We start from the raw sequence: 12,847 nt of genomic DNA on the forward strand, positions 1-12,847 counted from the left end.
TCAGGCCAGGTGGGTGGTGGTCGGTGTCGCGTCGGCGGGTGACGTGGGATCCGCGCCCGCCATGGCCAGGCCGATCCGGTGTACGTCGGCCTCGGCGCGCGGCAGTTCGGCGACGATCCGGCCGTCGTAGATCACCAGGACCCGGTCGGCCAGCGCGAGGATCTCGCTCAGTTCGGCGGAGACCAGGAGGATGCCGTGGCCGGCGTCGCGATACTCGATCAGCCGCGCGTGGATGTTCTCGATCGAGCCGATGTCCACCCCCCGGGTGGGCTGCTCGACCACGAGCAGCGGCGCGTCGTGGGTGATCTCCCGGCCGAGGATGGCTTTTTGCTGATTGCCGCCGGAGAGGGTGCCGATGGGGACGGTGGGGGAGGCGGCCTTGACCCCGAAACGTTCGATCACGCGCGTGGCGTGGGCCCGGATCGCGCTCCGGCTCAGGAAGCCGGCGCGACCGGCGATCGGCGGCGTGCGGTGGAAGCCCATCGCCAGGTTGTCGGCCAGCGACGCGTCCCGCGCGGCGCCGACCGTGGCCCGGTCCTCGGGTACGTAGGCCAGGCCCGCACGGCGCCGGTGTGCCACCGTGGCGTTGCTCACATCCTGTCCCGCCACCAGGACGCGGCCGGCCGCGGCGGGGCGCAACCCGGCCAGGGCCTCGACCAGTTCGCTCTGCCCGTTGCCGGCCACACCCGCGACGCCGACGATCTCGCCGGCCCGTACGGTCAGCGACACGTCCTCGACGGCGGGCTTGGCGCCGCGCCCGGCGGAGACGGTCAACCCGCGGACGTCGAGCACCTCGGCGGCGGGGGTGCCCGCCGGATGGGTGCGGTCCAGGTCGATCCGCCGGCCGGTCATCGCGAGCGCGATCTCGGCCGGCGTGGTCTCGGCGGTGGTCAGCCGGGCGGTGACCCGACCGTCGCGCAGCACGGTGACCCGATCGCTGACCGCCATCACCTCGCCCAGCTTGTGGGTGACCAGGAGGATGGTCCGCCCGGAGCGGGCCAGCCCCCGAGCGACCGCGAGCAGGCGGTCCGCCTCGGCGGGGGTGAGCACGGCGGTGGGCTCGTCCAGGATCAGTACCCGGGCGTCGCGATAGAGCAGCTTGAGGATCTCCACCCGCTGCTGCACGCCGACCGGCAGGTCACCCACCCGGGCGTCGGGCGGGACGTGCAGGCCGTGCGTCTCGACCAGTTCGGCCACCCGGGCGCGGGCCGCGGCCCGGTCGACCAGGCCGCGCCGGGTGGGTTCGCCGCCGTAGACCACGTTCTCCGTGACGGTCAGCGAGGGGAACAGCTTGAAGCCCTGGTGCACCATGCCCAGTCCGGCCGCGATGGCCTGCACGGGGGAGGAGAACGAGTGCTCGGTGCCGCGCAGCAGGATCCGCCCGGCGTCCGGGCGTTGCAGACCGTACAGGATCGACATCAGGGTCGACTTGCCCGCGCCGTTCTCGCCCATCACCGCGTGGATCTCGCCGGTGCCGACCCGCAGGTCGACCCGGTCGTTGGCCAGGACCCCCGGGAACCGCCGCACGATGCCGCGCATTTCGACCTCGGCGGGGTCACCGGGGGCGGCGGCGGGCTGCTCGTTCATCGGGCGTCTCTCCGGTCGAGGTCGAGGGTGTGACGAGGGGCATGCGGGCGGGCGAAGCAGCGGCGTGGGTGTGGGGGCGGTGCGGGTGCGGGGGTGGGCGCCGGATCCGTGGAGCCGGCGCCCACGCCGCTCGGGACGGGACTACTTGGCGGCGGCCGGGTCGGCCACGGTGATCGAGCCGGCCACGATCTGGTCGCGCAGGCCCTGGACCGTCTTGAGCACGTCGGGGTGTTGGGCGATCAGGCACTGCGAGGTTTCCAGGCCGCTCTCCAGGCCGGTGAGCGTGATGCCGCCCTCCTTGAGGCCGTACGAGGTGACCCCACCCGTCTTGCCGCCGGTGATCTGCTCGACGCCCTTCTCCACCGCGATGTCGGTGCGCTTGATCACGTTGTCCACGACCGTGCCGGGCGCCGCCGTGCACTGGTTGACGTCCACGCCGAACGCCTGCACGCCGGCCGTCTTGGCCGCGTTGAACACGCCGAGGTTGCCCGCGGCGGAGGCGGCGCCCATGATCTGGTCCACGTCCTTGGCCTTGAGCGACGCGGTCTGCTCGCCGGCCCGGGCCGGGTCGTTGAACGGCTTCTGGCCGCCGACGAACAGCTGGGTGAAGGCACTTGCCGGGTTGGTCTGCTTGGCGCCGGCGCCGAACGGGTCGGAGAAGCGGCGGATCTGCGGGCTGTCCAGCGCGACCACCGCGCCGACCTTGCCGCTCTTGGTGAGCAGGCCCGCCTCGGCGCCGGCGAGGAAGGTGCCCTCGTGCTCGCGGAAGGTCGCGCAGGTGATGTTCGGGTACGGCTTGCTCGTGCAGGAGTCGACGAACAGGAACTGCTGCTTGGGGTTGGCCTCGGCCTGCTGGGCCAGTACGTCGGCGAACTCGAAGCCGACCGCCACCACGACGGCGGGCTTCTGGCGCACCGCGGCCGCCACGTTCTGCTGGATCGCGCTGGTGTCCTTGCTCTCCAGGACGGTCGCGCTGCCGCCGCCCCGCTTGGCCGCGTTCTGCGCGCCGGTGGCGGCCAGCTTGAGGAAGTCGTTGACGCCGATCGGCTCCGGCGTGACCAGCACGACATTCCTGCCCGCCCCGCCGCTGGACCCGGCGGCGGCCGAGGACTTGTCCTTGTCCTTGTCGGCGGAGGCGTTGCACGCGGTGGCGGCCAGCGCGGTGCCGACGACGAGGGTGGCCACGGCCAGGCGGTGGCGGAAGGTGATGCGGTACATGAGCGTCCTTGGGAGGAGTGTCGACTCCGGCGGGGCGGCGCGGAGTCGGCGGCTTGCGTGGGGACGGGAACCTCGCGGTTCGGTCGGTTCGGTCGGTTCCGTCGTTTCCATCGGCCTCGCCGGTCGCGGCGCCTGGCGGCGTCGGGGTTCCGGGCGGGGCGGTACGTGCGCGGTCTCGATCGCGCGCTTCGGGACGATGCGGGGCGATCGGTCAGGAACGAGGCCGACAACAGCGGCCGGTGCGGCGGACCGGTACGCCGCGGACCCCGTGCCTGTCGAGCGGAAGCGGCGGACGGTTACACGCCATGGAGCGGCCGTGACACTCGATACGTACGTCGCAACGACACGTCTCGGCCACAGCCGGCTCCTTTCCGATCGGACCAGTCGACTACCGATGCATCGAGTACCGATGTATCGAGTACCGATGCATCGAGCGATGTATCGATGTGATGATCACACGCGACTGGTTTCGGGGGAGATTAGCACCCCCACCAGGCACTTCTCGCACTTGTTCAGGATGCGGACGGATTGTCCACGATGTGGCCGTTGACTGATCGGGGTCATCGGCGGCCGGCTACCGTTGTAACAACCGGCCGTTTCGGATGCCGGGCGCGGCGTCGGTGTCGATTTTTGCGCGACGTAGCATCGCTGGGGCCGCACCGCGCAGTTGCTTCCGCTGCTCCTGCCGACGGACGGTCGGCGGGCCGATGTCCGGGTCCGCCGCGCGGGCGCCTCCCTCGCCCGCGGCTCGATTGTTCGCCCGGAAAGGTAGGACCCCCGATGGCCGCCGAGATACGCACGCTCGCCTGGTACGGCACCGGCCTGCGCCTGCTCGACCAGACCGCGCTGCCGCAGCGGATCGTGCACCTGGAGATCACCGACGTGGACGCGCTGATCGAGGCGATCCGGCGGCTCGCGGTGCGCGGGGCGCCGGCGCTCGGCGCGGCCGGGGCGTACGGCGTCGCGGTGGCGATGCGGCAGGGCGAGCGGGAGGGCTGGAGCGCCGAGCGGCTGGCCGGCGAGATCGACCGGATCCGGGACGCCCGGCCCACCGCGGTCAACCTGGCGGGCGGCGTGGACCGGGTGCTGCCGTTCGCGGCCAAGGGGGTGGACGCGGTGCTGGCCGAGGCCGACGCGGTGGTGCGCGAGGACGTGGAGGCCAACCACGCCATCGGGCGGCACGGCGCGGACTGGATCCTGGACCGGATCGAGCGGCGCCCGCTGCGCGTACTGACCCACTGCAACACCGGCTCGTTGGCCACCGCCGGGTGGGGGACGGCGCTCGGGATCATCCGCGAACTGCACGCGCGTGGCGTGCTGGAGGTCGTCTACGTCGACGAGACGCGCCCGCTGCTCCAGGGATCGCGGCTGACCGCCTGGGAGTTGGCCCAGGAGGGCATCGCGCACCTGGTCCAGCCGGACGGCGCGGCGGCGAGCACGATCCTGCGCGGCCTGGTCGACGTCGCGGTGATCGGCGCGGACCGGATCGCGCTCAACGGGGACACCGCGAACAAGATCGGCTCGGTGGGCGTCGCGCTGGCCTGCGCGGACGCGGGCGTCCCGTTCGTGGTCGCGGCGCCGCGGACCACGTTCGACGACGCGACCGCGCATGGCGACGAGATCACGATCGAGGAACGGCCCGAGTCCGAGGTGCTGGAAGTGGCCGGGGTTCGGGTCGCGCCTGCCGAATCGCGGGCGTTCAACCCGGCGTTCGACGTTACGCCGGTGCGGTTGATCAGTGCGATCGTGGACGAGGACGGCGTGCGCACGTATTGATCGGGGGGTCGGTCTTGGCCGCGGTCGTTGGATGGGCCCGGTGCGGCTTTGTCCTCAAACGCCGGACGGGCTGGTGGGTGGGTCGGTCCTGGCGGCCGTCGGCGGGTCGGGCCGGGTGCCGCGTTGTCCTCAAGCGCCGGACGGGCTGATTTGGGTGGGTCGGCGGTGGCTGTTCGTCGGGTGCGGCCGGTCCCGCTTTGTCCTCAAACGCCGGACGGGCTGATCGGTTGCGTTGGTCGGGCTGTTTGGTTGCGCCGGACGGGCTGATGATCGGCTGCGTTGGGCAGGGTGATTGGTTGTGTTGCCCGGCCCTGGGTGGGCTCAGCTCTCGGCGATGCGGTATTCGAGGAGCCATTCGAGTACCTCGACGTGGTGGCGGGCCTGGATCGGGTCGGTGCCCCAGACGTACATGCCGTGTGCGGCGACCACGACGGCCGGTACGCCGGGGACCAGGGCGGCTTCGAGGCGGTCGCCGAGTACGTTCATGTCCTGGCTGTTGGCGATCACCGGGATCGTCACCGTCTCGTCGTGCGCCGCGCGGCCGATGCCCTTGAGCATCTCCAGGTCGCGCAGCTCGATCCCGGCCGGCCAGCGCGCGCCCGCGCGGACCGCGGCCAGCGTGTGTACGTGGAAGACCGCGCCCGCGCCGGTCAGCGCCACCACGCGGGCGTGCAACCCGGCTTCGGCGGACGGGCGGCGCGGCGGTGTGCTCGCCTCCTCGGCGATCGGTGCGCCGGCCGCGTCCACCACGACCAGGTCGTCCGCCGCCAACTCGCCCTTGTCCAGGCCGGACGCGGTCACCGCGAGCCGCAGCGGTTCCCGGGTGAGCACCACGGACAGGTTCCCGGAGGTGCCGCGCATCCAGCCCAGGCCGGCGAAGCGCGCGGCCTCCCGGGCCAGGGTGGCCCCGGCGGCGGCGCGCACGGCGGTCGGTACCGGGGCGGGGGTTCCGGCGTCGGGGGTCGTCATGGGAGGTTCCTCACTGTTCACGGTCCGAGCAAGCCGGTTCACACTGTGGACGAACCGGCGGCCCGGCCATCATTCCACCCACCCGGTGCCGGGTTCGGAACCGCCCTCGGAGTCGATGCGTGAGGCGCGCGCCGTCGCTCAGGCGAACGGGACCGGCTGCGGCGGCTGCGGGCCCGTGTAGCGGGCGATGGGGCGGATGATCCTGGGGTCGGTGGACTGTTCCAGGATGTTCGCGCACCAGCCGATCACCCGGCTTGCGGTGAACGTCGGGGTGAACATGCTCCGAGGGATCCCGCACAGTTCCATCACGACACCCGCGTAGAACTCCACGTTGACGTGCAACTCCCGGCCCGGCTTGAGTTCGGCCAGGATCTCGGTGACCCGACGGTGCACCGCCCCGGCGAAGTCCGCCAGTGCCACACCCCGCGCGTCGGCCTGCTCGGCGAGTTCGCCGGCGATCTCGGCCAGCAGTACCGCGCGGGGGTCCTCGGTGCGGTAGACCGCGTGGCCGAAGCCCATGATCCGGTCCCCGGCGGCGATCCTGGCCCGTACCCACGGATCGATGTGGTCCGGCGAGCCGATCTCGTCCAGCGCCGCCAACGCCCGATCCGGCGCCCCGCCGTGCAGCGGACCGGAGAACGCGCCGATCGCACCGGTCACCGCGGACACCAGATCGGCCCCCGAGGAGGCGATCACCCGGGCGGTGAACGTGGAGGCGTTGAAGCCGTGGTCGATCGTCGCGGTCAGGTAGCGCTCGATCGCGGCCACCCGTACCGGGTCGGGATCGCAACCGGTCACCAGGTAGAGCCAGTTGGCCGCAGCCGACAGATCCGCCCGCGGCTCCAGCGGCTCCTTGCCTTCGCGGATGCGGTACAGCGCGGCCAGGATGGTCGGAGTCACCGCGCCGACCAACAGGGCGTCCGCGCGCCGCCGTTCGGGCGTCGAATCCCACAGCGGCGGCAGATTGCGGGCGGCGCCGACCAGGGACAGGGCGGTCCGCAGGCCGGCCAGCGGGGCGAAGCGCTCGCCGGCCATCGCGATCGACCGCAGGACCGGCCGCAGTTCCTCCGGCAGCACCCGCAATCGGGCCAACTCCTCGGCAAACGGCGCACGTTCCTCGGCCTCGGGCAGCCGGCCACGGACGAACAGGAACCACGCGTCCTCGAACGTGCGGGTGCGGGCCAGTTCGATCGCCGAGTACTGCCGGTAGTGGTAGAAGCCCTCCGCGCCCCGCACATCGCCCAGCTCGGTGGTGGTGACCACCACGCCCTTCAGGCCCCTGGGTACTTCGATCCCCGCGTCCGCGACGACCGCCATGACACACCTCCGGCAGTTGGGTACGGCTCACACATTTCGTTCACATGTCTCATGTCTCATGACTCATGACTCATGACTCATGACTCATGACTCATGACTCATGACTCATGACTCATGACTCATGACTCGGGTCTCATGTCTCATGTCTTATGACGACTGTTGATCAGCAATCAACTATCGTCAATGTTGACTGGGTCAATATGGGTCGAAGGAGTGCGTGAAATGGCTGGTCAGCGGGCCGAGCCGGGTGGCGGCAGTGAGCGGGATTACCCGCACGACTTCCTGACCACCGCCCAGGCGGCGCGGCGGTTGGGGGTCAAGCCCGAGACGATCTACGCCTACGTCAGCCGCGGCCTGCTGACCAGCGTGCGCGAGTCGCGGCAGCGCGGCAGCCGATTCGCCACCGCGCAGGTGGAGGAACTGGCGGCCCGGACCGGCGGCCGGCAACACCCCAACGGCTCGATCGAGCGGATCCACACCCGGCTGACGCTGCTCGCCGAGGACCGGCTGCACTATCGCGGTCGGGATGTGACCGAGTTGGTGGAGTATCCCGTGGAGGCGGTTGCGCACTGGCTGTGGCGGGCCGAACTCGGCGTGGTGCCACCGTACTTCGAGGTCGACGCCGGGTCGGCCGAGCTGGTCGCGGGCACCGTGCGGCTGCTGCCGGACAGCGCGCGGCTCACCGATCGGATCCGGATGATCGTCGCGGCGGCGGGCGCGGCCGATCCGCTGCGCTACGACCTGTCGGAGCAGGCGGTGGTGCGCGGCGGGCAGCGGCTGCTCGCGCTGATCGCCGACACACTGCCGCCGTGCCCGGGTGCGGCGGCGCCGACCGGATCCGGCCTGGCCGCGCGGTTGTGGCCGAAGCTGACCGGCCGGGCCGCCGGGCCGGCGCACCTGCACCTGCTCAACGCCGCGCTGGTGTTGATGGCCGACCACGACCTGGCGGTTTCCACCCTGGCCGCGCGGGTGGCGGCGGGTGCCCGGGCGGACGTGTACGCGGTGGTGTCCGCCGGGCTCGGGGTGTTCGACGGCCGGCATCACGGCGCCGCGCTCGGCCTGGCGCATCGTTTCCTGCGCGACGCGTTGGATCCGGCGGGCGGGCCGACGGTCGCGGTCGCGGATCGACTGCGGGTCGGCGAGGCCCTGCCGGGGCTGGGCCATGCGCTCTATGCCGAACGTGACCCGCGTGCCGAGCTGCTCATCGCTCTGCTTCGGGAACTGGCCGACGAGGACGCCCGGGTGGCCCGGGTGATCCGGGTCGTGGACGCGCTGCTCGACGAAGTGGCGGCCCGCGAGGGCATGTTCGCCAACGCGGACCTGGCCCTGGCGGCCCTGGCACACGCGTTGGACATGCGGTCGGACGCCGGGGAGGCGATCTTCGCGACGGCCAGATCGATCGGCTGGTTGGCGCACGCGATGGAGGAGTACCGGCAACCCGGCCTGCGTTACCGGGCGGTCGGTGTCTACACCGGCCCGCGTCCCGGCGACGGTACGGCCTGATCGCACCTGGATGGGTGCCGGGGCGCCGGGGTGCGGTGGGAGGTGGGGGTCAGGAGCGGCTCCGGGCTTGGCTGTCGTAGCGCAGGATCGGGCTGTCCTCGCGGAGGAGGCGTTGGCGGTAGGCGACGGCGAGCCAGGCGGCCTCGCGGTAGGCGGACTCCAACTCGTGATAGACGGTGTCGATCAGCGCCGGGGCGGGACCGTTGTCGGTGCGGAAGGCCAGGAACAGCCGGACCGCGAGCGGATCGCCGGTCACCGGCCGGACCGCCATGTCGGGCCGGGGCCGCGAGGTGGGCTGACACGGTGTCACCACCTCGCCGATCGCGACGAGCGACGCGGCGGTGAGGTAATCCCCGTGCAGGATCCGGGGGTTGATGCCCGCGTCGGACAACACCTCGCGCAGGCCCTCCCATTCGCCGTCCACACTCGGGTCGACCATCCACTGGTCGTCGGCCAGCTCGGTCAGCTTGACCTCGGGCTCGGCGGCGGCCGGATGGTCGGGGGACAGCGCGATGAACTGCGGCTCCCGCTCCACGAGTACGCGCCTTCGGACACCCTCCGGGACACGTAGGGGGAAGCCCTCGACCTCGTGTACGAAGGCCACGTCCAGTTGGCCGGCGGCGACCATGCCGAGCAGGGTGCTCGCCGATACGTCCACGCGCAGGTAGGTGTCGGTGTTGGGCAGGCGCAACCGAAGTCGGCGCAACCAGTCGGCGATCACCCGGTTCGCGGTGCCGCCGATGCGCAGGTGCGGCCCGGCGGTACGGACCGCCTCGGCCTGGGTGTCGATGACCAGCGCGCTCATCTCGGCCATGATGGGTCGGGCCCGATGCAACATCGTGAGCCCGAGTGGGGTGGGTCGGCTGCCGGTCCGGTCGCGGACGAACAGGGGTGCGCCCAGGGCGTTTTCGATCCGTCTGAGCTGAGCGGTCAGGGACGGCTGGGTCATGCCGAGCAAACGGGCCGCAGCGTGCAGGCTGCCGGTGTCGCCGATGGCACACAGTGCGCGGAGGTGCCTCACCTCGAGCTCCATGATGCGGAGGATAGGACGCGCCGGGGAGGTCCTACCAGACACCTGCGCGCGCGGGATCCGGGCGTGGGCGGTGAATTGTTCGTAACACGATGCGTGAAGTGCCGGTGACGGTGCGGGAACGGGCGGTGATACGACCGTGCTATCGCCGGTTGTCATCATCCGGGCAAGACCGGGCGCCCGTGAGACTCGTTGCGCACCGAACAGGTCTTCGGCCCCCTTCGGCCCCCAAGGAGCCCCCCATGTCCCTTTCGCGTCCTCGGAAGCCCCGTAAGACCGTGCTCACCGCCGCCCTCGGACTCGGCCTCGCGGCCGGCCTGCTCGCCGCGCCCGCGGCGTCCGCCACGCCCGACGGCGTCGCAGCGCCCCTCCGCCACTCCGCGCAGTACGCCGGCCAGGAGGACCAGGCGCAGAACCAGGCGTTCTTCGACGCGGTGATGAAGTCCGTGGCGAGCAAGCGTGCCGAGTCGCCCGGCGCGCGGGTGGTCACGATCAGGTACAGCACGGCCAACGCGCCGACCTTCCGGTCGGTGATCGGTCGCGCGGCACAGATCTGGAACAGCTCGGTGACGAACGTACGTCTCCAGGAAGGCGCCAACCCCGACTTCCAGTACTACGAGGGCAATGACGCGCGTGGCTCGTACGCGAGCACGAACGGCCATGGCCGCGGCTACATATTCCTCGACTACAAGCAGAACCGGCAGTACAACTCGACCCGGGTCACGGCGCACGAGACGGGCCACGTCCTGGGGCTGCCGGACCACTACTCCGGGCCGTGCAGCGAACTGATGTCCGGTGGTGGGCCCGGCCCGTCCTGCACGAACCCCAACCCGAACGCGCAGGAGCGTGCGCGGGTGAACTCGTTGTGGCGGAACGGTTTGGCTGCGCTCGCCGCGGAGGCGGCGCCGTCGTCGTCCTGACCTGAGTCGTGGCGGTACCCACCCGGGCCGGCGCCCGGGGTCCCTTGGGGCCGCCTCGTCCCCGACCCGGCACCCGGCCATCGCCCCCCGCGGTGGCCGGGTGCCGTTCCACTGCGTGGGGCGCGGGGGGATTTGGCCGGCCGCCGTTGCGCGTCTGGGCTTGTCGGGGGTTTGTCCTCAAGCGCCGGACGGGCTGAATTGGGTGGGTCGGTCGTGACGTGGGTCGGCGCGTAGGGCCCGGTTCGGCGTTGTCCTCAAACGCCGGACGGGCTGAATTGGGTGGGTCGGTCATGGCCTGGTCGGCACGTCGGGCCCGGTTCGGCTTTGTCCTCAAACGCCGGACGGGCTGAATTGCGTGGGTCGGTCATGGCCTGGCCGGCGCGTCGGGCCTGGTTCGGCTTTGTCCTCAAGCGCCGGACGGGCTGAATTGGTGGCCGGAGCGGCTGAGTGGATGGGTTGGGCCTGGGTGGGTGGGTGGCCGGGCGGGCTGAGTGGTCGGGTGCTCGGGTGGGGCTGCCTGGGTGGTGTTGGCCTGAGTGGGGGCGGGTCGAGTGGGCGGTTCGGGGGTGGGGAAGGGCGCGGATATTGTTGGGGGTGGTGGCCGGGTTGTGCTGCCGGCTGCTATCGGAGGAAAAGATGACTACCAACCGAGTCCGCAAGGGCGTGATCCGGGGGCGGATGGCTGCCTCCGGGGAGTCCTATGTTGTTGCCGCTCGGCAGATGATCGTGCCGCGTGGGGCCAAGGCGCCGGACAAGCGGACCGCGGTGGCGTTGCGGACTCGGTACTGGGAGCCGGCCGAGAGTTTTGATCTGCCGTGTCCGTGTGGTGGCACCTGTGCGCCCGGGGAGCGGTGTACTCGGTGTCATGCGACCTATCGGCATGCCGCTCGCGTCCCGGGGAGCGCCACCGATGTCGAGGTGTGGGTCGATCGGTACGACTGCACGGGTTGCGCGAACAGCTATTCGTTCCCGGTGACGTTGCCGGATCGGCCCTGGGGGAGTGTGACCACGCTCGCTCAGCGTGGTGGGCAGGAGCCGATTGTGCGGGTCAAGGTGTTCGAGGGGATCGAGCATCCGGAGTTGGCTGCCGGCTGAAGCGTCCGGTCGTCTGGGTCAGGACGCGATGCGGTGGACCAGGGCGGCGGCCTCGCCTCGGGAGCCGACGCCGAGTTTGGCCAGGATGTTGGCCACATGGAATTTGACCGTCGATTCGCCGATCCCGAGCACCCGGGCGATGTCCCGATTGCGGCGCCCGGCGGCGAGCTGTTCGAGTACCTCCAGCTCGCGTGGATGCAGGCCGTCCAGGGCGGGTGCGGCCGGCGGTGTGGGCGCGGTCAGCGGCAGGGTCGCCGAGACCGTGGTGCCCCAACCCGGCAGCGCGTCCAGCTCCAGCCGGCCGCCGAGCGCGGCCAGCCGTTCGGCGATGCGATCCACCGCCATCGTTTCCGCCGCGAGCAGCCCCGGACCGTCGTCCCGTACCCCGATCCGCAACTCGTCCCCCTCGGCCTGCCAGCTCACGTGCAGCCGGTGGACCGAATCCTGATCCAGCATCCGGAGCACCGCGGCGCGCACCACCGCGCGGGCCAGGTGCGCGGTGTCCGAGGCCAGCGTGCGTGAGGTCCCCGGCGCGCGTAGGTCCAGTTCGATCGACGCGAAGCGCAGCAGCGGGCGCAACTCGCCGGTCAGCCGGGCGAACGCCGCGTCGGCCGGCTCCTCGCTCAACTCCCGGTCCCGATCGGCCGCCGAGCGCAGGTCGAGCAGCGCGGAGACGGCCAGGTCGATCGCCCGTCGCCGGGCGGCGGCATCGTCGAGCGCCGGGGCACGCAGCGTGCCCAGGATCGCGGAGAGCACCGAGGAGTGTGTATCGGTCAGCTCGGCGATGGTCCGCGCCCGCGCCCCCGCCGCCGCGCGCGACACCGCCGCCGGACCCGGATCGGCCTCGGCACCGCGCCGGTCCAGATGTACGGTCACCACATCCCACATCCGCTGCACCAGAGTGAGCACCCGGGTCGGCAGCGGCGCGGTGTCGGCGCGGACCAGGACAAGCAGCGCGGCCACCTCCGGCCCGCCGCCCGCCGCGACCGCGAGCACCGGGCGCGGCTCGCCGGCCAGTACCGCCTCGCCGAGGAACGGCCGACCGATCGAGACGGTGTCGGCCACCCGGCCAAGGTCGGCGGCGGTCACCGCGCCGGCCGGCGACAGCTCGCCCAGCACGCGTACCGGTGCGACCGCGCAGACCGCGCTGAGCTGGGCCAGCGCGACGTGCGGCACCAACTCGGCGAGTACCTCCGACAGGCGCGGCAGCACCCCCGCCAGCGGAGCGGCCAGAACGTCGAGCACCGTGCCGAGAGCGTCCTCCGGGCCGGTCCAACCGTGCGACTTCATGCGACAACGTTACGACCCCGCCGGGGCCGGTGTGCCGGCCGTTCGGCGGGGCGGAACCGGCCGAACGGCGGGGTGGCCGGCGGACGGTCCGGGGCCAGGCTTGGTGTCCCCACCGGCCCCTCCCGGGCCGGTCCGCGCCCGA

Annotated in this window: 10 protein-coding genes; 4 read left to right on the forward strand and 6 right to left on the reverse strand. The window is 71.9% G+C overall.

Translation table 11 applies throughout. The annotated features are described in order from the left end of the window. Complete coding sequence (locus tag ABIA38_RS36705) at positions 1–1,587, reverse strand: ABC transporter ATP-binding protein (RefSeq protein WP_424643292.1); 1,587 nt, start codon at positions 1,585–1,587, stop codon at positions 1–3. 141 nt (positions 1,588–1,728) lie between these two features. Beyond that, positions 1,729–2,805 (reverse strand): BMP family ABC transporter substrate-binding protein, encoded by a 1,077-nt coding sequence (locus ABIA38_RS36710; RefSeq protein WP_424643293.1) that lies wholly within the window; start codon positions 2,803–2,805, stop codon positions 1,729–1,731. Between the two features lie 780 nt (positions 2,806–3,585). Between ABIA38_RS36710 and mtnA the strand changes: the two genes are divergently transcribed. Next, positions 3,586–4,581, forward strand: coding sequence for an S-methyl-5-thioribose-1-phosphate isomerase (gene mtnA, locus ABIA38_RS36715; RefSeq protein WP_424643294.1), 996 nt, complete (start codon positions 3,586–3,588; stop codon positions 4,579–4,581). 321 nt (positions 4,582–4,902) lie between these two features. Here mtnA and mtnB read toward each other — a convergent pair whose 3' ends face one another. Beyond that, entirely contained in the window at positions 4,903–5,550 is a 648-nt protein-coding gene (gene mtnB, locus ABIA38_RS36720; RefSeq protein ID WP_424643295.1) for a methylthioribulose 1-phosphate dehydratase, read from the reverse strand. 138 nt (positions 5,551–5,688) lie between these two features. Then, on the reverse strand, positions 5,689–6,867 hold the full coding sequence (locus ABIA38_RS36725) for a citrate/2-methylcitrate synthase (protein ID WP_424643296.1): 1,179 nt from the start codon (positions 6,865–6,867) through the stop codon (positions 5,689–5,691). A gap of 222 nt (positions 6,868–7,089) precedes the next feature. Between ABIA38_RS36725 and ABIA38_RS36730 the strand changes: the two genes are divergently transcribed. Further along, positions 7,090–8,370: a citrate synthase gene (locus ABIA38_RS36730; RefSeq protein WP_424643297.1), complete on the forward strand. Its 1,281-nt coding sequence runs from the start codon at positions 7,090–7,092 to the stop codon at positions 8,368–8,370. Between the two features lie 49 nt (positions 8,371–8,419). On the opposite strand, the gene ABIA38_RS36735 is transcribed toward ABIA38_RS36730, so the two are convergent. Continuing rightward, positions 8,420–9,403: a LysR family transcriptional regulator gene (locus tag ABIA38_RS36735; protein ID WP_424643298.1), complete on the reverse strand. Its 984-nt coding sequence runs from the start codon at positions 9,401–9,403 to the stop codon at positions 8,420–8,422. A 239-nt stretch (positions 9,404–9,642) separates the two neighbouring features. Here ABIA38_RS36735 and snpA point away from each other — a divergent pair, with 239 nt between their 5' ends. After that, on the forward strand, positions 9,643–10,320 hold the full coding sequence (gene snpA, locus ABIA38_RS36740) for a snapalysin (RefSeq protein WP_424643299.1): 678 nt from the start codon (positions 9,643–9,645) through the stop codon (positions 10,318–10,320). 636 nt (positions 10,321–10,956) lie between these two features. Continuing rightward, on the forward strand, positions 10,957–11,415 hold the full coding sequence (locus ABIA38_RS36745) for a hypothetical protein (RefSeq protein ID WP_424643300.1): 459 nt from the start codon (positions 10,957–10,959) through the stop codon (positions 11,413–11,415). A gap of 18 nt (positions 11,416–11,433) precedes the next feature. Here the strand turns inward: ABIA38_RS36745 and ABIA38_RS36750 are convergent, their stop codons facing one another. Beyond that, positions 11,434–12,705 (reverse strand): LuxR C-terminal-related transcriptional regulator, encoded by a 1,272-nt coding sequence (locus ABIA38_RS36750; protein WP_424643301.1) that lies wholly within the window; start codon positions 12,703–12,705, stop codon positions 11,434–11,436. Between the last annotated feature and the right edge of the window lie 142 nt (positions 12,706–12,847).

Source organism: Embleya sp. AB8, assembly GCF_049739465.1.
Lineage (GTDB): Bacteria > Actinomycetota > Actinomycetes > Streptomycetales > Streptomycetaceae > Embleya.

What these genes read in the sequence shown, in the direction of transcription:
- snpA (WP_424643299.1), top strand. Translation starts at nt 9,643, where the DNA reads ATGTCCCTTTCGCGTCCTCGGAAGCCCCGTAAGACCGTGCTCACCGCC.
- mtnB (WP_424643295.1), bottom strand. Translation starts at nt 5,550, where the DNA reads ATGACGACCCCCGACGCCGGAACCCCCGCCCCGGTACCGACCGCCGTG.
- ABIA38_RS36725 (WP_424643296.1), bottom strand. Translation starts at nt 6,867, where the DNA reads ATGGCGGTCGTCGCGGACGCGGGGATCGAAGTACCCAGGGGCCTGAAG.
- ABIA38_RS36730 (WP_424643297.1), top strand. Translation starts at nt 7,090, where the DNA reads ATGGCTGGTCAGCGGGCCGAGCCGGGTGGCGGCAGTGAGCGGGATTAC.
- ABIA38_RS36705 (WP_424643292.1), bottom strand. Translation starts at nt 1,587, where the DNA reads ATGAACGAGCAGCCCGCCGCCGCCCCCGGTGACCCCGCCGAGGTCGAA.
- ABIA38_RS36735 (WP_424643298.1), bottom strand. Translation starts at nt 9,403, where the DNA reads ATGGAGCTCGAGGTGAGGCACCTCCGCGCACTGTGTGCCATCGGCGAC.
- ABIA38_RS36710 (WP_424643293.1), bottom strand. Translation starts at nt 2,805, where the DNA reads ATGTACCGCATCACCTTCCGCCACCGCCTGGCCGTGGCCACCCTCGTC.
- ABIA38_RS36750 (WP_424643301.1), bottom strand. Translation starts at nt 12,705, where the DNA reads ATGAAGTCGCACGGTTGGACCGGCCCGGAGGACGCTCTCGGCACGGTG.
- mtnA (WP_424643294.1), top strand. Translation starts at nt 3,586, where the DNA reads ATGGCCGCCGAGATACGCACGCTCGCCTGGTACGGCACCGGCCTGCGC.
- ABIA38_RS36745 (WP_424643300.1), top strand. Translation starts at nt 10,957, where the DNA reads ATGACTACCAACCGAGTCCGCAAGGGCGTGATCCGGGGGCGGATGGCT.